Below are 18,040 nucleotides of genomic sequence, written 5' to 3' on the forward strand. Positions count from 1 at the left end.
TCCTGCTCGCCCCAATAGCTCAGTCGGTAGAGCGTCTCCATGGTAAGGAGAAGGTCTACGGTTCGATTCCGTATTGGGGCTCAGACGATGGGATCCCCGCCTGGGAACAGGCGGGGGCCTCGTTGAGGCGGCGTAGCTCAGACGGTAGAGCAAGCGGCTCATAATCGCTGTGTCACCGGTTCAAGTCCGGTCGCCGCTACCAAGCGAGCCGATTCGGGGGAGACTCCGCATCGGCTGCTTTTGCTGTATTCACCCCTGACCGCAAGGAAGGCACTCCAGTGGCTGCCACCGACGTCCGCCCGAAGATCACGCTGGCCTGCGTGGAGTGCAAGGAGCGGAACTACATCACCAAGAAGAACCGGCGCAACGACCCGGACCGTCTTGAGATGAAGAAGCACTGCCCCCGCTGCAACGCGCACACCGCGCACCGCGAAACCCGCTAGGCGGTTCGCACCACGACACCGACGAGGCCACTCCCCGCGAGGGGGGTGGCCTCGTTGTCGTATTCTCCGCAGCGTTGCCCACACCGGCCCGCCACCCACCAGGGAGAACCGCTTCATGCCGCTGGACACGAAGTTCATCGGGCGGACGTATCCGCCCACCGAGCCGTACGAGGTGGGCCGGGAGAAGATCCGCGAGTTCGCCGCCGCGATCGGTGACGCCGATCCCGCGTACAACGACCCCGAGGCGGCCAAGGCGCTCGGCCACCCGGACGTGATCGCACCGCCGACGTTCGCGATCGTGGTCACCATGCGCGCCGCCGACCAGGTGGTCCACGACCCCGAGCTGGGCCTCGACTACTCGCGCGTCGTGCACGGCGATCAGAAGTTCACCTACACCCGCCCGGTCCGCGCGGGCGACCGGCTGACCGTGGTGACCACCGTGGACAACATCAAGTCCCTCGCGGGCAACGACATCCTCACCACCCGCGCCGAGGTGACCACCGTGGAGGGCGAGCACATCGTCACCGCGCTCTCGACCCTGGTGGCCCGCGGCTCGGCCGACGACACGGAGGCCTGATCATGACCGCCAAGATCTCCTTCGACGACGTCGCGGTCGGCACCGAACTGCCCGCGCGCAGCTTCCCGGTCACCCGGGAGACCCTGGTCCGCTACGCGGGCGCGTCGGGTGACTTCAACCCGATCCACTGGAACGGCCGGTTCGCCACCGAGGTCGGCCTGCCGGACGTGATCGCGCACGGCATGTTCACCATGGCCGAGGCCGCGCGGGTGGTCACCGACTGGCTCGGCGACCCGGGCGCGCTGATCGAGTTCGGCGTGCGCTTCACCAAGCCGGTCGTGGTTCCGGACACCGCCGAGGGCGCGACGATCGAGGTCACCGGCAAGGTCGCGGTGCTCCTGGACGACCGCCGGGCCCGGGTGGACCTGCTGGTCACCGCCGGCGGCGCCAAGGTCCTGGGCGTGCCCCGGGCCGTGGTCCAGCTGGCCTGAGCACCGGCCCGATCGCGGGATGCGAGAATCCAACGGTGCAGCCTGAAACCGACGCGCCTCTCGCCTCCCTGACCACCCTCCGCCTCGGCGGTCCGGCCCGTCGGCTCCACACGGCCACGACCACCGACTCGGTGCTGGCGACCGTCCGCGCCGCCGACGAGCAGGGCACCCCGTTGCTCGTGCTCGGCGGCGGCAGCAACCTGGTCGTCGGCGACGACGGCTTCCCGGGCGACGTGCTGCGGATCGCCACCACCGGACTGCGCGTGGACGGCACCGACCTGAGCGTCGAGGCCGGCGTGCCGTGGGACGACGTGGTCACCGCCGCCGTCGCCGCGGGCCTGTCCGGTATCGAATGCCTCGCCGGCATCCCGGGCAGCACCGGCGCCACCCCGGTGCAAAACGTCGGCGCCTACGGCCAGGAGGTCGCCGAGACGATCACCTCGGTCGAGGTCTACGACCGGACCGAGCGTGGCGTGCGATCGCTGACCGCCGCCGAGTGCCGCTTCACCTACCGGCACAGCGTGTTCAAGGGCGACGACCGTTTCGTGGTGCTGCGCGTGTGCTTTCGCCTGCGCGACGACGCGGGCCGCTCGGCACCGATCCGGTACGCCGAACTGGCTCGTACGCTCGGCGTCGAGCCGGGCGAGCGGGTCCCGGTCGCGGCGGCCCGCGCGGCGGTGCTCGGCCTGCGGCGCGGCAAGGGCATGGTGCTGGACCCGGCCGACCACGACACCTGGAGCGCGGGCTCCTTCTTCACCAACCCGATCCTGACCCACGACGCCTTCGCCGAACTGACCGCCCGGACCGCGCGGCACCTGGGCCCCGACGTCGCCCCGCCGTGCTACCCGTCCGGCGCCGACCACGTGAAGACCTCCGCGGCCTGGCTGATCGAACGGGCCGGCTTCGCCAAGGGCTACGGACAGGGCCGGGCGCGGATCTCCACCAAGCACACACTGGCGCTGACCAACCGCGGTCGGGCCAGCACCGAGGACCTGCTCACCCTGGCCCGCGAGGTCCGCGACGGCGTCCACGAAACCTTCGGCGTGACCCTGGTCAACGAACCGGTCCTGATCAACGCCAAGCTCTGACCCGAGCCCAGGGCCCGCGGCCTTCCCACCTCACTCGACGGTCGGGCGGGCGGGCACCAAATCCTGCTCGACCGAAGCGCCGGGTGCCGCCAACCACCCGTCCACCCCGTCCAGCAGCGCCCGCTGCACCGGCGTAGGTGCCACCGAGCCCAGGATCGACTGCCGGGCCAGCTCGGCCAACTCCGTGTCGTCGAACCCGAGCTCGTCCCGGGCCAGCTCGTACTGCGCGGCCAGCCGGGAGCCGAACAACAACGGGTCGTCGGCACCCAGCGCGATCGGCACCCCCGCGTCGAACAACTTCCGCAGCGGCACGTCCGAGGCCTTGTCGTAGACGCCGAGCGCGACGTTGGACGCCGGGCACACCTCGCACACGATCCGCTGCCGCGCGAGCAGCGCCATCAACTCGGGATCCTCCACCACCCGGATCCCGTGCCCGAGCCGGCGCGCGCCCAGCACGTCCACGCATTCGCGGATGCTGCGCGGCCCGTCCAACTCGCCGCCGTGCGGGTTCGCGAACAACCCGGCATGCCGGGCGATCTCGAAGGCCCGCTCGAACGCGGGCGCCCGACCCCGCCGCTCGTCGTTGGACAATCCGAAGCCGACCACACCGCGATCGGTGTACTGCGCGGCGAGCCGGGCCAGCGTGCGCGCCTCCAACTGGTGCTTGGTGCGATTCGCCGCGATCACCACGGCGATCCCGATCCCGGTCGCCTCCCGGGCGGCCTCCACCGCGTCCAGCACGACCTCGACCGCCGGCGTCAACCCGCCCAGGCGGGGCGCGTACGAGGTCGGGTCCACCTGGATCTCCAGCCACCCCGAACCCTCGGCCCGGTCGTCCTCCGCCGCCTCACGGACCAGCCGATGCATGTCGTCCGGGGTGCGCACACACGAGCGGGCGATGTCGTACAACCGCTGGAACCGGAACCAGCCCCGCTCGTCGGTGGCCCGCAATCGGGGTGGTCGACCGGAGGTCAGCGAGTCGGGCAGCCGCACTCCGTGCAGATCCGCCAGTTCCAACAGGGTTTCCGGCCGCATGGATCCCGTGAAGTGCAGGTGGAGATGAGCCTTCGGGAGGGTGCGGACATCGCGTGCGGGACGATCCATCCACAGATCATGGACCACCGGCCGCGCGCACGTGAGGGGTACCGCGGATGATCCCCTGAAGGAGAGCCGAAACTTCGGGGGCCGGCACGTGAACGACCCCGCCGGCACCCGCGCCGAGAGGCCGCAACGCGCCGGGGCCGCCACCCGGTCACCCGCGCGACGGCCCCGGACCCGTACCGACTGCCTCGTCCGTCCCGACTGCCGACTACTTCGCCTCGCCCAACAACCGGGCGATCCGGCCGACACCCTCCACCAGGTCCTCGTCGCCGAGCGCGTAGGACAGCCGCAGGTAGCCCTGGGTGCCGAAGGCCTCGCCCGGCACCACGGCCACCTCGACCTCGTCCAGGATCAGGTTCGCCAACTCGGCCGAGGTCTCGGGACGCACGCCCCGGATCTCCTTGCCCAGCACCGCCTTGACCGACGGGTACACGTAGAACGCGCCCTTGGGCTCGGGGCAGTGCACCCCCGGGATCTCGTTCAGCATCCGCACGATCGTGCGGCGGCGCCGGTCGAATGCCACCTTCATCGTGTCCACCGCGGCCAGATCGCCGGTCAGCGCGGTGAGCGCGGCGGCCTGGGCGACGTTGCACACGTTCGAGGTGGCGTGCGACTGGAGGTTCGCGGCGGCCTTGATCACGTCCTCGGGGCCGATGATCCAGCCGACCCGCCAGCCGGTCATCGCATACGTCTTGGCGACTCCGTTGACGATCAGGCAGCGGTCCGCCAGTTCCGGCACCACCACGGGCATCGACACGAATTCGGCGTCGTCGTAGACCAGGTGCTCGTAGATCTCGTCGGTCAGCACCCACAGCCCGTGCTCGGCCGCCCAGCGCCCGATCGCCTCGGTCTGCTCCCGCGAGTACACCGCGCCGGTCGGGTTCGAGGGCGAGACGAACACCAGCACCTTGGTGCGCTCGGTGCGCGCCGCCTCCAACTGCTCGACGGACACCAGGTAACCGGTGCTCTCGTCGGCGACCACATCCACCGGGACACCGCCCGCGAGCTTGATCGACTCCGGATAGGTGGTCCAGTACGGCGCGGGCACGAGCACCTCGTCGCCCGGATCCAGGACGGCCGCGAACGCCTCGTAGATGGCCTGCTTGCCACCGTTGGTCACGAGCACCTGGGCCGGATCCACCGCCAGGCCCGAGTCGCGCAGCGTCTTGGCGACGATCGCGGCCTTCAACTCGGGCAGCCCACCGGCCGGCGTGTAGCGGTGGAACCTCGGCTCGCGACACGCGGCGACCGCCGCGTCCACGATGTAGTCGGGCGTCGGGAAGTCCGGCTCGCCGGCGCCGAAGCCGACCACGGGTCGACCGGCGGCCTTGAGCGCCTTCGCCTTGGCGTCGACCGCGAGCGTCGCGGACTCGGCGATGGCACCGATTCGGGTCGAGATCCGGCGCTTCGGCGCGGGCACGGACGGGGAGCTGGGGGTGGGAGCCGTCATGCCGGCCATGGTCGCATTTCCGCCCCGGCGCGGGCATGTCGATTCCGCGCGGGTGCGCCGAACCGCCGGCCTGCGCGCCACGGGTTCGACCTGACGCACTCGACCCCGTACACTCGACGCTTGGCGGTCCCAACCTGCATGCTGCCGCGCCCGAAAATGTTGTGTTCTCGGGTCGGCGACTCCGCTAGGTTGATGACACCACGTGAAGGGCACTAGCTCAATTGGCAGAGCACCGGTCTCCAAAACCGGGGGTTGGGGGTTCAAGTCCCTCGTGCCCTGCGATGTGCGACTGCGGTCGATCCCCGGATCGACCGTGACTCGTACGCAGTCAGCGCAAACTGTCGGCGCCGACAACCCCGTCGGTGATCCACGGTCGGACCGGATCAGGTGAGGACGAGTTGACGGAGGCCCACGGCTCCACGGCTACGCCTGAGCACAGCAGCTCTGATGGCCGCGGCTCCGACGACGAGCCCCCCGGCGGTCGCCGGGCGAACCGCCCGAAGGGTTCTTCGGGCAAGCCGGAGCAGAAAAAGAAGAACCTGTTCGCACGGGCGGCTCTTTTCTACCGGCAAATCATCGCCGAGCTGCGCAAGGTCGTTTGGCCGACCCGCAACGAGCTGAGCACGTACACCACGGTGGTCATCGTGTTCTGTCTGATGATCATCGGAATCGTCTACGGACTCGACCTCGGCTTCGCGAAGGCCGCGCTCGCCATCTTCGGCTGAGCCCCATCCTTTCGTAGCGCGCCTGCAACGACCGTTCGACCCCCAGCCAGGAAGAAGCACCCAACGTGTCTGACCCGAACCTGTCCGCCGACAACTCCGCCGACGAGACGGTGGCCCTGTCGGAGCAGGCGGAGGCCGCAGCTCTCGAGGACGCAGCCCTCGAAGACGCGGCCGAGGCCCCGGCCGTCTCCACCGATGACGAAGTGGAAGACACCGAGGCCACCGAGGACGACGCCGAGGGCGCGGACGACGAGTTCGAGGACGACGACGCCGAAGCCGCCGAGGCCGAGGACGACGACGCCGAGCTCGAGGACGCCCCCGAGGGCGACCCGGCCGAGGACTTCAAGGACGCGCTCCGTCGCGCCCCGGGCGAGTGGTACGTCATCCACTCGTACGCGGGCTACGAGAACCGCGTGAAGGCCAACCTCGAGTCCCGCACCACCTCGCTCAACATGGAGGACTACATCTTCCAGGTCGAGGTGCCGCAGGAAGAGGTCGTCGAGATCAAGAACGGCCAGCGCAAGACCGTCAAGCGCAACAAGTTCCCCGGCTACGTGCTGGTCCGGATGGACCTGACGAACGAGTCGTGGGGCGCCGTCCGGAACACCCCCGGTGTGACCGGCTTCGTCGGCAACGCGCACGAGCCCTTCCCGCTCACCCTCGACGAGGTCGTCAAGATCCTCGCTCCCGAGGAGGAGAAGGCGACCGGCGGCGGCAGCGGCGCCAAGAGCACGACCGAGGTCAAGGTGCTCGACTTCGAGGTCGGCGACTCGGTCACCGTCATCGACGGCCCCTTCGCGACGCTGCAGGCGACGATCAACGAGATCAACGCCGACTCGCAGAAGGTCAAGGGCCTGGTGGAGATCTTCGGGCGCGAGACGCCGGTCGAGCTCTCGTTCAACCAGATCCAGAAGAACTGATACTTCCCCCAGGTGGGACCCCGTTTCGCCGGGGTCGCATCCGGGTGGTGGACAAGGCGCCCTCACAACGGTGGTTATCGTTGAGTGGGCGCCGCACCGCGTGGCGGGCCCGAACACGTCCGCGCTCCGCGTGGTGATCGGGACGTACATCTCGTCGAAGGACCCGGAAAAAAAATGCCTCCCAAGAAGAAGAAGCTGTCAGCGATCATCAAGCTGCAGATCAAGGCCGGCGCAGCCACGCCGGCCCCGCCGGTCGGTCCCGCTCTGGGCCAGCACGGCGTCAACATCATGGAGTTCTGCAAGGCGTACAACGCGGCGACCGAGTCGCAGCGTGGCGACATCGTCCCGGTGGAGATCTCGGTCTACGAAGACCGTTCCTTCACCTTCGTGACGAAGACGCCGCCGGCCGCGCGCCTGATCCTCAAGGCCGCCGGTGTCGAGAAGGGCTCGGGCGAGCCGCACAAGACCAAGGTCGCCAAGGTCACCCGCGAGCAGATCCGCGGCATCGCGCAGACCAAGATGGCCGACCTGAACGCCAACGACATCGACGCCGCGGAGAAGATCATCTCCGGCACCGCGCGTTCGATGGGCATCACGGTCGAGGGCTGATCGAGCCCCGCAGTCCGGCAGTACCAGAACCGACGCGAGGACGTGTGCGCAGGCCCACGACCTTGCGGAGTGGAAGGGTCCGCGCGACCCGCTCCCACCACAACTCCTTTCGGAATTCCAGGAGCTTTCAGTGAAGCGCAGCAAGTCCTACCGCGAGGCCGACACCAAGATCGACCACGAGCGGCTCTACTCGCCGCTCGAGGCCGTTCGACTGGCCAAGGAGACCTCGCCCACCAAGTTCGCCGGCACCGTCGAGGTGGCCATGCGTCTGGGCGTCGACCCGCGCAAGGCCGACCAGATGGTCCGCAGCACCGTCATCCTCCCGCACGGCACCGGCAAGACCGCCCGGGTCCTGGTCTTCGCGACCGGTGACCGTGCCGAGGCTGCCAAGGCTGCCGGCGCCGACATCGTCGGTTCCGACGAGCTCATCGACGAGGTCGCGAAGGGTCGGCTCGACTTCGACGCCGTCGTCGCCACCCCGGACCTGATGGGCAAGGTCGGCCGCCTGGGCCGCGTGCTCGGCCCGCGTGGCCTCATGCCCAACCCGAAGACCGGCACGGTCACGCCCGACGTGGCGAAGGCCGTGAACGAGATCAAGGGCGGCAAGATCGAGTTCCGCGTCGACAAGCACTCGAACCTGCACTTCATCATCGGCAAGACGACGTTCGACGACACCCAGCTCGTCGAGAACTACGCCGCCGCCCTCGAAGAGGTGCTCCGCGCGAAGCCGTCGGCCGCCAAGGGTCGCTACATCAAGAAGGTCGGCGTCTCGACCACGATGGGCCCCGGCATCCAGGTCGACCCCAACCGCGTCCGCAACCTCCTGGTGGAGGAAGAGGCGGTCTGATCCGCCCCGCACGCGAACGAGGCCCGGCACACCGCACGGTGTGCCGGGCCTCGGCACGTCCGGGCACTCGGCGGCGCCGGAGAGGCGCGGGGAGAAACCTCCCGGGTGGCCCGCCCAAGGGCCTGCCGAATCCGCCGAACCTGCCGGGCATGCCGTCGATGCCGGGGCGGCCGTCGATGCCCGGGACGCCGTCGTCGCCCGTCCTGCGGTAACCGATTTGCTCCGAACGAGTGCCGTCGCGTACCTTGGCACCAAGCCAAAGACCGTCGGTCGTTGTCGTCGTGCCGCAAGGCAGGGTCGGCAAACGAAGGTTCCGCATCGCGGACGACCTGCGCAGGTGTGAACGTGAGACGTTGCCCCCGAAGCACGCGGATTCCGCGTGATTCGAGGATGTACGCCCCGTGCGCCTGCGCCGGGGCGTTTTTCGTATGTGGACCCCTTCCGCCCTGCGGACCGGCGTATTCATCCGGCACACGGTCGACCGGCACGGTCGATCGGCAATCGCATCGCGGAAGGAGGCCAGCCCTATGGCGAGGCCCGACAAGGCGGCCGCGGTCGCCGAGCTCACGGAGCAGTTCCGTGACTCGAACGCCGCAGTGCTGACCGAGTACCGCGGGCTCACCGTCGCGCAGCTCAAGGAGCTGCGTCGTTCGCTCGGTGAGAACGCGCAGTACGCCGTGGTGAAGAACACGCTGACCAAGATCGCCGCCAACGAGGCGGGCATCGATCAGCTGGACGACCTCCTCGAGGGCCCGTCCGCGATCGCGTTCGTCACGGGTGACCCCGTGGAGGCCGCGAAGAGCCTGCGTGACTTCGCCAAGGCGAACCCCCTTCTCGTCATCAAGGGCGGCGTCCTTGAGGGCAAGGCGCTCAGCGCCGACGAGATCAAGAAGCTCGCGGACCTCGAGTCCCGCGAGGTGCTGCTTGCCAAGCTGGCGGGCGCCATGAAGGGATCCATGGCCAAGGCCGCGGCGACCTTCCAGGCACCGCTGTCGCAGTTCGCCCGCACCGCGGACGCACTGCGCGCGAAGGTCGAGCAGGGCGGTGCCGGCGAGCCGGCTCCCGCCGCCGAGGCCGAGACCGCCGAGTAGTTCGGCAGTCGCGACCTCGGTCGCCGGGGGCAGCGCCCCCGCCATCCCACACCACCCGGCACCAGCCGAATTGATCAGGAAGGACCGCCGATCATGGCGAAGCTCAGCAACGACGAGCTGCTTGCGTCGTTCAAGGAAATGACCCTCATCGAGCTCTCGGACTTCGTGAAGCTCTTCGAGGAGACCTTCGACGTCAAGGCTGCCGCCCCGGTCGCCGTCGCGGCCGGCCCGGCGGGCGGCGGCGCCGCTGCCGAGGCCGTCGAGGAGCAGGACGAGTTCGACGTCATCCTCACGGGTGCCGGCGACAAGAAGATCCAGGTCATCAAGGAGGTGCGCGCGCTCACGAGCCTCGGTCTGAAGGAGGCCAAGGACCTCGTGGACTCCGCCCCCAAGGCGCTCCTGGAGAAGGTCTCGAAGGAGGCCGCCGAGAAGGCGAAGGCCGCCCTCGAAGGCGCCGGCGCCTCGGTCGAGGTCAAGTAATTCGACGCCGCCCTCCGGGTGGCATCACCGAAGGCGATCGCCCGTCAGGGCGGTCGCCTTCGGGCTTTTCCGGAGCGGATCGCAGACCGCCCGACGGCGCCGGGGGACCCCGCGACGGGTGGCACAGAGTCGGACATACCTCTCTCGGCCTCGCTCGAAAGGGTGATACTCCCAACACTCCGAGCGCCCGTCGAACCCCCTCGCACCAGGCCCGTCGCAGCTCGCCGAGGGCGCGCGCCAGGGCGCGCGGGTCGCCCTTCGAGCGCCGGATCCGGGCGTTGTCGGACCGGCGGTCTACCGTGTTTTCCAGGCTTCCCGAGGTTCCGCGCGAACCCGGTCGGCCGATGTGACGAGACTCTCGTCGCAGGCCGCGGGATCGGGACCTACGTCCGGTTTTCTCGGGGCGCGGAAGGGTTCCGTCGGCTCTGAGGGGGAAAGCAACCCCTTGACGAACGGATCGGGGCGCGCAATTCTTCGGACGCACCCCTGAAGCACGGTTGCCGGATGGTTTCTGAATCCGGGTGGTGGACCGGCCCTTCATAGGGGCTGGACAGCGGTGTGCCTTGTGGCTACACTGACCCTTTGCGCTGCCTATTGACTTCTCCCGGTGTATGAACCCGGGCCGTCCAGTATGCGCATAGTGAGTCCGAGCCCTCGGAAGGACCCCTCTTGGCCGCCTCGCGCACCGCCTCCGCTACCAACCCCGGCGCCGCCACTGCCCCGCTCCGCATCTCCTTCGCCAAGATCAGGGAACCCCTGGAGGTTCCGAACCTTCTCGCGTTGCAGACCGAGAGCTTCGACTGGCTGCTCGGCAACAGTGCGTGGAAGGCACGGGTCGAGGCCGCCCTCGCGGGCGGACAGGATGTGCCCACCAAGTCCGGCCTCGAAGAGATCTTCGAAGAGATCTCTCCGATCGAGGACTTCTCCGGTTCGATGTCCCTGACGTTCCGGGACCACCGGTTCGAGCCTCCGAAGAACTCCATCGAGGAGTGCAAGGAGCGCGACTTCACGTACTCGGCGCCGCTGTTCGTCACGGCCGAGTTCACCAACAACGAGACCGGCGAGATCAAGAGCCAGACGGTCTTCATGGGCGACTTCCCGCTCATGACGAACAAGGGCACCTTCATCATCAACGGCACCGAGCGTGTCGTGGTGTCCCAGCTGGTTCGCTCCCCGGGTGTGTACTTCGACAGCCAGGTCGACAAGACGTCCGACAAGGACATCTTCAGCGCGAAGGTGATTCCCTCGCGTGGCGCCTGGCTCGAGCTGGAGATCGACAAGCGCGACACCGTCGGTGTCCGCATCGACCGCAAGCGCAAGCAGAGCGTCACCGTGCTGCTGAAGGCGCTCGGCTGGACCGACTCCCAGATCCTGGAGGAGTTCGGCCAGTACGAGTCGATGCGGCAGACCCTGGAGAAGGACCACACCCAGGGCCAGGACGACGCGCTGCTGGACATCTACCGCAAGCTGCGTCCGGGGGAGCCGCCGACCCGCGAGGCCGCGCAGACTCTGCTCGAGAACCTCTACTTCAACCCGAAGCGTTACGACCTCGCCAAGGTCGGCCGCTACAAGGTGAACAAGAAGCTCGGTGTGGAGCAGGCGCTGGACGCCGGCGTGATGACCGTCGAGGACGTCATCGCCACCATCAAGTACCTGGTCAAGCTGCACGCCGGCGAGACCGAGATGGAAGGCGCCTCCGGCCAGGAGATCGTGGTCGAGGTCGACGACATCGACCACTTCGGCAACCGTCGTCTGCGCAACGTCGGCGAGCTCATCCAGAACCAGGTCCGTACCGGCCTGGCCCGGATGGAGCGCGTCGTCCGCGAGCGCATGACCACCCAGGACGTCGAGGCGATCACGCCGCAGACCCTGATCAACATCCGGCCGGTCGTCGCCTCCATCAAGGAGTTCTTCGGCACCAGCCAGCTGTCCCAGTTCATGGACCAGACGAACCCGCTGTCGGGCCTGACCCACAAGCGTCGTCTGTCCGCGCTGGGCCCCGGCGGTCTCTCCCGTGAGCGGGCCGGCTTCGAGGTCCGTGACGTGCACCCGTCGCACTACGGCCGGATGTGCCCGATCGAGACCCCCGAAGGCCCGAACATCGGCCTGATCGGCTCGCTCGCGTCCTACGGTCGGGTCAACGCGTTCGGTTTCGTGGAGACCCCGTACCGCAAGGTGATCGAGGGCCGGGTCACCGACGGCATCGACTACCTGACGGCCGACGAGGAAGACCGCTTCGTCATCGCCCAGGCGAACGCGCCGCTGAACGAGGACGACTCGTTCGCCGAGGCCCGTGTGCTCGTGCGTCGCCGCGGCGGCGAGATCGACTACATCCCCGGCGACGAAGTCGACTACATGGACGTCTCGCCGCGCCAGATGGTGTCGGTCGCGACCGCGATGATCCCGTTCCTCGAGCACGACGACGCGAACCGCGCGCTCATGGGCTCGAACATGATGCGCCAGGCCGTGCCGCTGCTGAAGGCGGAGTCCCCGCTGGTGGGCACCGGCATGGAGTACCGCGCCGCGGTCGACGCCGCCGACGTGATCACCGCCGAGAAGCCCGGCGTGGTCCAGGACGTCTCGGCCGACTACATCACCGTGATGAACGACGACGCGACGTACACGACGTACCGCGTGCAGAAGTTCATGCGCTCGAACCAGGGCACGTCCTTCAACCAGAAGGTCGTCGTCGACGAGGGCGCGCGGGTCGAGGCCGGCCAGGTGCTGGCCGACGGTCCGTGCACCGAAGAGGGCGAGATGGCCCTCGGCAAGAACCTGCTCGTGGCATTCATGCCGTGGGAGGGCCACAACTACGAAGACGCGATCATCCTGTCGCAGCGTCTGGTGCAGGACGACGTCCTCTCCTCGATCCACATCGAGGAGCACGAGGTCGACGCCCGCGACACCAAGCTCGGCCCGGAGGAGATCACCCGGGACATCCCGAACGTCTCCGAAGAGGTCCTCGCCGACCTGGACGAGCGCGGCATCATCCGGATCGGCGCCGACGTCGTACCCGGCGACATCCTGGTCGGCAAGGTCACGCCCAAGGGCGAGACCGAGCTGACCCCGGAGGAGCGCCTGCTCCGTGCGATCTTCGGCGAGAAGGCGCGCGAGGTGCGCGACACCTCGCTCAAGGTCCCGCACGGCGAGTCGGGCAAGGTCATCGGCGTCCGCGTCTTCGACCGCGAGGCCGGCGACGAGCTGCCGCCGGGCGTGAACCAGCTGGTCCGCGTCTACGTCGCGCAGAAGCGCAAGATCACCGACGGTGACAAGCTCGCCGGTCGGCACGGCAACAAGGGCGTCATCTCGAAGATCCTGCCGGTCGAGGACATGCCGTTCCTGGAGGACGGCACCCCGGTCGACATCATCCTCAACCCGCTCGGTGTCCCGTCCCGGATGAACCCGGGTCAGGTCCTGGAGACGCACCTCGGCTGGATCGCCAAGACCGGCTGGAGCGTCGAGGGCGACGACGAGGACTGGAAGGGTCGCCTCCGGGCGATCGCGGCCGACCAGGGTGCCCCCGGCACCAACGTCGCCACCCCGGTCTTCGACGGTGCGCGCGAGGAGGAGATCACCGGTCTCCTCGACTCGACCAACAAGACCCGCGACGGCGTCCGTCTGATCGACGGCACCGGCAAGGCGAAGATGTACGACGGCCGCTCCGGCGAGCCGTTCCCGCACCCGGTATCGGTCGGGTACATGTACATCCTCAAGCTGCACCACCTGGTCGACGACAAGCTGCACGCCCGGTCGACCGGTCCCTACTCGATGATCACCCAGCAGCCGCTGGGTGGTAAGGCCCAGTTCGGTGGCCAGCGCTTCGGTGAGATGGAGGTGTGGGCACTCGAGGCATACGGTGCCGCCTACGCGCTCCAGGAACTGCTGACCATCAAGTCCGACGACGTCCTCGGCCGCGTGAAGGTGTACGAGGCGATCGTCAAGGGCGAGAACATCCCGGAGCCGGGCATCCCCGAGTCCTTCAAGGTGCTCATCAAGGAGATGCAGTCGCTCTGCCTCAACGTGGAGGTCCTCTCCAGCGACGGTATGTCGATCGAGATGCGCGACACCGACGAGGACGTCTTCCGCGCTGCGGAGGAGCTCGGTATCGACCTGTCGCGGCGTGAGCCGAGCAGCGTCGAAGAGGTCTGAGGCTCCCTCCCGGGTCCGGCCGTGAGGCCGGCCCCGGGATTTCGACCCCAGTCCTGATGAAGACACACACTGGTGAGCACGGCACAGCCCCCGCCGTGACCGCCGGGACCAAACCCCGAAAGAGGGATTGACGAAACAGTGCTCGACGTCAACTTCTTCGACGAGCTGCGTATCGGCCTCGCTACCGCAGACGACATTCGCCAGTGGTCGCACGGTGAAGTCAAGAAGCCCGAAACCATCAACTACCGCACCCTGAAGCCGGAAAAGGACGGGCTCTTCTGCGAGAAGATCTTCGGTCCGACCCGGGACTGGGAGTGCTACTGCGGCAAGTACAAGCGCGTCCGCTTCAAGGGCATCATTTGTGAGCGCTGCGGCGTCGAGGTCACTCGCGCCAAGGTGCGTCGTGAGCGCATGGGCCACATCGAGCTCGCCGCGCCGGTCACGCACATCTGGTACTTCAAGGGCGTGCCCAGCCGCCTCGGCTACCTGCTCGACCTCGCCCCGAAGGACCTCGAGAAGGTCATCTACTTCGCGGCGTACATGATCACGTACGTCGACGACGAGCGTCGCCAGCGCGACCTGCCGTCCCTCGACGCCAAGATCTCGGTCGAGCGTCAGCAGATCGAGCAGCGTCGCGACGCCAGCGTCGAAGAGCGCCAGAAGAAGCTCGAGACCGACCTCGCCGAGCTGGAGGCCGAGGGCGCCAAGTCCGACGTCCGCCGCAAGGTGCGCGAGGGTGCCGAGCGCGAGATGAAGCAGCTGCGCGACCGCAACCAGCGCGAGCTCGACCGCCTCGACGACGTCTGGACCCGGTTCAAGAACCTCAAGGTCCAGGACCTCGAAGGCGACGAGATCCTCTTCCGTGAGATGCGTGACCGCTTCGGCACGTACTTCATGGGCGGCATGGGCGCGCAGGCGCTCCAGCGTCGGCTGGAGTCCTTCGACCTCGACGCCGAGGCGGAGAAGCTGCGCGAGATCATCCGCACCGGCAAGGGCCAGAAGAAGACCCGGGCGCTCAAGCGCCTCAAGGTCGTCTCCGCGTTCCAGCAGACCCGGAACAGCCCCAACGGCATGGTGCTGGACTGCGTCCCGGTGATCCCGCCGGACCTGCGTCCGATGGTGCAGCTGGACGGTGGCCGCTTCGCGACCTCCGACCTGAACGACCTGTACCGCCGCGTGATCAACCGCAACAACCGGTTGAAGCGTCTGCTCGACCTCGGTGCCCCCGAGATCATCGTGAACAACGAGAAGCGGATGCTCCAGGAGGCCGTCGACGCGCTGTTCGACAACGGCCGCCGCGGTCGTCCGGTGACCGGCCCGGGCAACCGGCCGCTCAAGTCGCTGTCCGACATGCTCAAGGGCAAGCAGGGTCGTTTCCGCCAGAACCTGCTCGGCAAGCGCGTGGACTACTCCGCGCGTTCGGTCATCGTCGTCGGCCCGCAGCTCAAGCTGCACCAGTGCGGTCTGCCGAAGGCCATGGCGCTCGAGCTGTTCAAGCCGTTCGTGATGAAGCGCCTGGTGGACCTCAACCACGCGCAGAACATCAAGTCGGCCAAGCGCATGGTCGAGCGTGCCCGCCCTGTGGTGTGGGACGTGCTCGAAGAGGTCATCGCCGAGCACCCGGTGCTGCTCAACCGTGCACCGACGCTGCACCGTCTGGGCATCCAGGCGTTCGAGCCGCAGCTCGTCGAGGGCAAGGCCATCCAGATTCACCCGCTCGTGTGCACCGCGTTCAACGCGGACTTCGACGGTGACCAGATGGCCGTTCACCTGCCGCTCTCCGCGGAGGCGCAGGCCGAGGCCCGCATCCTGATGTTGTCGAGCAACAACATCCTGAAGCCGGCCGACGGTCGCCCCGTCACCATGCCGACCCAGGACATGGTGCTCGGGCTGTTCTTCCTGACCTCCGAGCGGGAGAACACCAAGGGCGACGGGCGCGTCTTCGCGTCCACGGCCGAGGCGATCATGGCGTTCGACGCCCGTGAGCTCGACCTGCAGGCGAAGATCGAGCTGCGACTGCCGGCGGGCACCGTCCCGTCGCGCGGCTGGGTCGCGCCGGAGGGCTGGGAGCCGGGTTCGCCGCTGCGCGTGCGCACCTCGCTCGGTCGCGCGCTGTTCAACGAGCTCCTGCCGGCGGACTACCCGTTCGTCGACGAGGAGATCGGCAAGAAGACGCTGTCGATCATCGTGAACGACCTGGCGGAGCGGTACCCGAAGGTGGTCGTGGCGGCGACGCTGGACAACCTGAAGGAGGCCGGCTTCCACTGGGCCACCCGTTCCGGTGTCACCGTCTCGATCTCCGACGTCGTCGTTCCGCCGGCGAAGAAGGAGATCCTGGAGCGCTTCGAGGCCCAGGCCGAGAAGGTCCAGAAGCAGTACGAGCGCGGCCTGATCACCAAGGACGAGCGTCAGCAGGAGCAGATTCAGATCTGGACCAAGGCGACCAACGAGGTTGCCGAGGCGATGAACCTGAACTTCCCCAAGACGAACCCCATCTTCATGATGGTCGACTCGGGTGCTCGCGGAAACATGATGCAGATGCGTCAGATCGCGGGTATGCGTGGTCTGGTGTCGAACGCCAAGAACGAGACGATTCCCCGTCCCATCAAGGCGTCCTTCCGTGAGGGTCTGTCCGTCCTCGAGTACTTCATCTCGACGCACGGTGCCCGTAAGGGTCTGGCCGACACCGCGCTGCGTACCGCCGACTCGGGTTACCTGACCCGTCGTCTGGTGGACGTCTCGCAGGACGTGATCGTGCGCGAGGAGGACTGCGGCACCGACCGCGGTCTGGTCCTGTCGATCGCCACCCGCGGTGCCGACGGCGTGCTCCGCAAGGACGACGACGTCGAGACCAGCGTGTACGCCCGCAACCTGGCCGAGGACGTCGTCGTCGACGGCAAGGTGCTGGCCCCGGCCAACGCCGACCTCGGCGACGTGATCATCAACCACCTCGTCGCCGAAGGCGTCGAGTCGGTGAAGACGCGTTCGGTGCTGACCTGCGAGTCCAAGGTCGGTACGTGCGCCATGTGCTACGGCCGCTCGCTGGCGACCGGCAAGCTCGTGGACATCGGCGAGGCGGTCGGCATCATCGCCGCCCAGTCGATCGGTGAGCCCGGCACCCAGCTGACGATGCGTACCTTCCACACCGGTGGTGTGGCGGGTGACGACATCACGCAGGGTCTGCCGCGTGTCGTCGAGCTCTTCGAGGCGCGCACCCCCAAGGGTGTCGCCCCGATCAGCGAGGCGGCCGGTCGGGTGCGCATCGAGGACACCGAGAAGACCCGCAAGGTCGTGGTGGTCCCGGACGACGGTTCCGAGGAACTGGCGTACGCGGTCAGCAAGCGCTCGCGCCTGCTGGTCGACGAGGGCGACCACGTCGACGTCGGTCAGAAGATGCTCGTCGGTGCGGTCAACCCGCACGACGTGCTGCGCATCCTCGGCCAGCGTGCGGTGCAGATCCACCTCGTGGCGGAGGTCCAGCAGGTCTACCGCTCGCAGGGTGTGTCGATCCACGACAAGCACATCGAGATCATCATTCGGCAGATGCTCCGCCGCGTGACGATCATCGAGTCGGGCGACGCCGAGCTGCTTCCGGGCGAGCTCGTCGAGCGCGGCCGGTTCGAGACCGAGAACCGTCGGGTGATGTCCGAGAGCGGGCACCCGGCCTCGGGTCGTCCGCAGCTCATGGGCATCACGAAGGCGTCGCTGGCCACCGAGTCGTGGCTGTCGGCGGCCTCCTTCCAGGAGACGACCCGAGTGCTGACCGACGCGGCGATCCACGCCAAGTCGGACCCGCTGCTGGGCCTGAAGGAGAACGTGATCCTCGGCAAGCTCATCCCGGCCGGTACGGGCATGCCCCGCTACCGCAACATCCGGGTCGAGCCCACCGAAGAGGCCAAGGCGGCGATGTACTCGATGTCCGGGTACGACGAGGCCGACTACTCCGCGTTCGGTTCGGGCTCCGGCCAGGCCGTCCCGCTGGAGGAGTACGACTTCGGCGGCTACCAGGGCTGATCCGCCCTCGGCACAGTCGTGACAGGGACAGGGCCGTCACCCTTCGGGGTGGCGGCCCTGTGCCATGTCCGTACCTCCGTCCGGGCAGACCCCTCCACCCCGGCCCGGATCGGTG

At 68.2% G+C, this 18,040-nt stretch carries 14 protein-coding genes and 3 tRNA genes; 15 read left to right on the forward strand and 2 right to left on the reverse strand.

Annotation, left to right across the window (positions count from 1 at the left end):
- The first annotated feature begins 8 nt into the window (after window positions 1–8).
- The 6 genes from ACIBM5_RS27955 to ACIBM5_RS27980 all read left to right on the forward strand — a co-directional run bounded on the left by ACIBM5_RS27955 (window position 9) and on the right by ACIBM5_RS27980 (window position 2,539).
- Window positions 9–81: transfer RNA gene (locus ACIBM5_RS27955), tRNA-Thr, on the forward strand.
- A gap of 45 nt (window positions 82–126) precedes the next feature.
- Window positions 127–202 (forward strand) — tRNA-Met (locus ACIBM5_RS27960).
- Between the two features lie 76 nt (window positions 203–278).
- The gene (gene rpmG, locus ACIBM5_RS27965; protein ID WP_004571794.1) at window positions 279–443 is read left to right on the forward strand and encodes a 50S ribosomal protein L33; all 165 of its coding nucleotides are present in this window, start codon (window positions 279–281) and stop codon (window positions 441–443) included.
- Between the two features lie 115 nt (window positions 444–558).
- A complete protein-coding gene (locus ACIBM5_RS27970; RefSeq protein WP_396009326.1) occupies window positions 559–1,020 on the forward strand; it encodes a MaoC family dehydratase N-terminal domain-containing protein in 462 nt (153 codons plus the stop codon).
- Between the two features lie 2 nt (window positions 1,021–1,022).
- Entirely contained in the window at window positions 1,023–1,451 is a 429-nt protein-coding gene (locus tag ACIBM5_RS27975; RefSeq protein WP_391585407.1) for a MaoC family dehydratase, read from the forward strand.
- A gap of 35 nt (window positions 1,452–1,486) precedes the next feature.
- Window positions 1,487–2,539, forward strand: a complete 1,053-nt coding sequence (locus ACIBM5_RS27980; RefSeq protein WP_396009327.1) for a UDP-N-acetylmuramate dehydrogenase — start codon at window positions 1,487–1,489, stop codon at window positions 2,537–2,539.
- A gap of 30 nt (window positions 2,540–2,569) precedes the next feature.
- Here the strand turns inward: ACIBM5_RS27980 and ACIBM5_RS27985 are convergent, their stop codons facing one another.
- On the reverse strand, window positions 2,570–3,643 hold the full coding sequence (locus ACIBM5_RS27985; protein ID WP_396009328.1) for an adenosine deaminase: 1,074 nt from the start codon (window positions 3,641–3,643) through the stop codon (window positions 2,570–2,572).
- A 205-nt stretch (window positions 3,644–3,848) separates the two neighbouring features.
- Window positions 3,849–5,099 carry a pyridoxal phosphate-dependent aminotransferase gene (locus ACIBM5_RS27990; protein WP_396009329.1) on the reverse strand — a complete coding sequence of 417 codons (1,251 nt, stop codon included), beginning with the start codon at window positions 5,097–5,099 and terminating at the stop codon, window positions 3,849–3,851.
- 197 nt (window positions 5,100–5,296) lie between these two features.
- Here ACIBM5_RS27990 and ACIBM5_RS27995 point away from each other — a divergent pair.
- From ACIBM5_RS27995 to ACIBM5_RS28035, 9 genes are all read left to right on the forward strand, one after another.
- Window positions 5,297–5,369 (forward strand) — tRNA-Trp (locus ACIBM5_RS27995).
- A gap of 119 nt (window positions 5,370–5,488) precedes the next feature.
- The gene (gene secE / locus ACIBM5_RS28000; RefSeq protein WP_079026295.1) at window positions 5,489–5,815 is read left to right on the forward strand and encodes a preprotein translocase subunit SecE; all 327 of its coding nucleotides are present in this window, start codon (window positions 5,489–5,491) and stop codon (window positions 5,813–5,815) included.
- A 65-nt stretch (window positions 5,816–5,880) separates the two neighbouring features.
- Window positions 5,881–6,735, forward strand: coding sequence for a transcription termination/antitermination protein NusG (gene nusG / locus ACIBM5_RS28005; RefSeq protein WP_391585403.1), 855 nt, complete (start codon window positions 5,881–5,883; stop codon window positions 6,733–6,735).
- Window positions 6,736–6,909: 174 nt separating this feature from the next.
- On the forward strand, window positions 6,910–7,344 hold the full coding sequence (rplK, locus tag ACIBM5_RS28010) for a 50S ribosomal protein L11 (protein ID WP_020549250.1): 435 nt from the start codon (window positions 6,910–6,912) through the stop codon (window positions 7,342–7,344).
- Between the two features lie 130 nt (window positions 7,345–7,474).
- On the forward strand, window positions 7,475–8,191 hold the full coding sequence (gene rplA / locus ACIBM5_RS28015) for a 50S ribosomal protein L1 (protein ID WP_391585402.1): 717 nt from the start codon (window positions 7,475–7,477) through the stop codon (window positions 8,189–8,191).
- Window positions 8,192–8,718: 527 nt separating this feature from the next.
- On the forward strand, window positions 8,719–9,282 hold the full coding sequence (gene rplJ, locus ACIBM5_RS28020) for a 50S ribosomal protein L10 (protein ID WP_396009330.1): 564 nt from the start codon (window positions 8,719–8,721) through the stop codon (window positions 9,280–9,282).
- 93 nt (window positions 9,283–9,375) lie between these two features.
- Entirely contained in the window at window positions 9,376–9,762 is a 387-nt protein-coding gene (gene rplL, locus ACIBM5_RS28025; protein WP_391585400.1) for a 50S ribosomal protein L7/L12, read from the forward strand.
- Between the two features lie 669 nt (window positions 9,763–10,431).
- Window positions 10,432–13,911, forward strand: coding sequence for a DNA-directed RNA polymerase subunit beta (gene rpoB / locus ACIBM5_RS28030; protein WP_391585399.1), 3,480 nt, complete (start codon window positions 10,432–10,434; stop codon window positions 13,909–13,911).
- Window positions 13,912–14,049: 138 nt separating this feature from the next.
- On the forward strand, window positions 14,050–17,925 hold the full coding sequence (locus tag ACIBM5_RS28035; RefSeq protein ID WP_391585398.1) for a DNA-directed RNA polymerase subunit beta': 3,876 nt from the start codon (window positions 14,050–14,052) through the stop codon (window positions 17,923–17,925).
- Window positions 17,926–18,040 lie beyond the last annotated feature (115 nt).

The sequence above is a fragment of the Embleya sp. NPDC050493 genome (genome assembly GCF_044458105.1).
Lineage (GTDB): Bacteria > Actinomycetota > Actinomycetes > Streptomycetales > Streptomycetaceae > Embleya.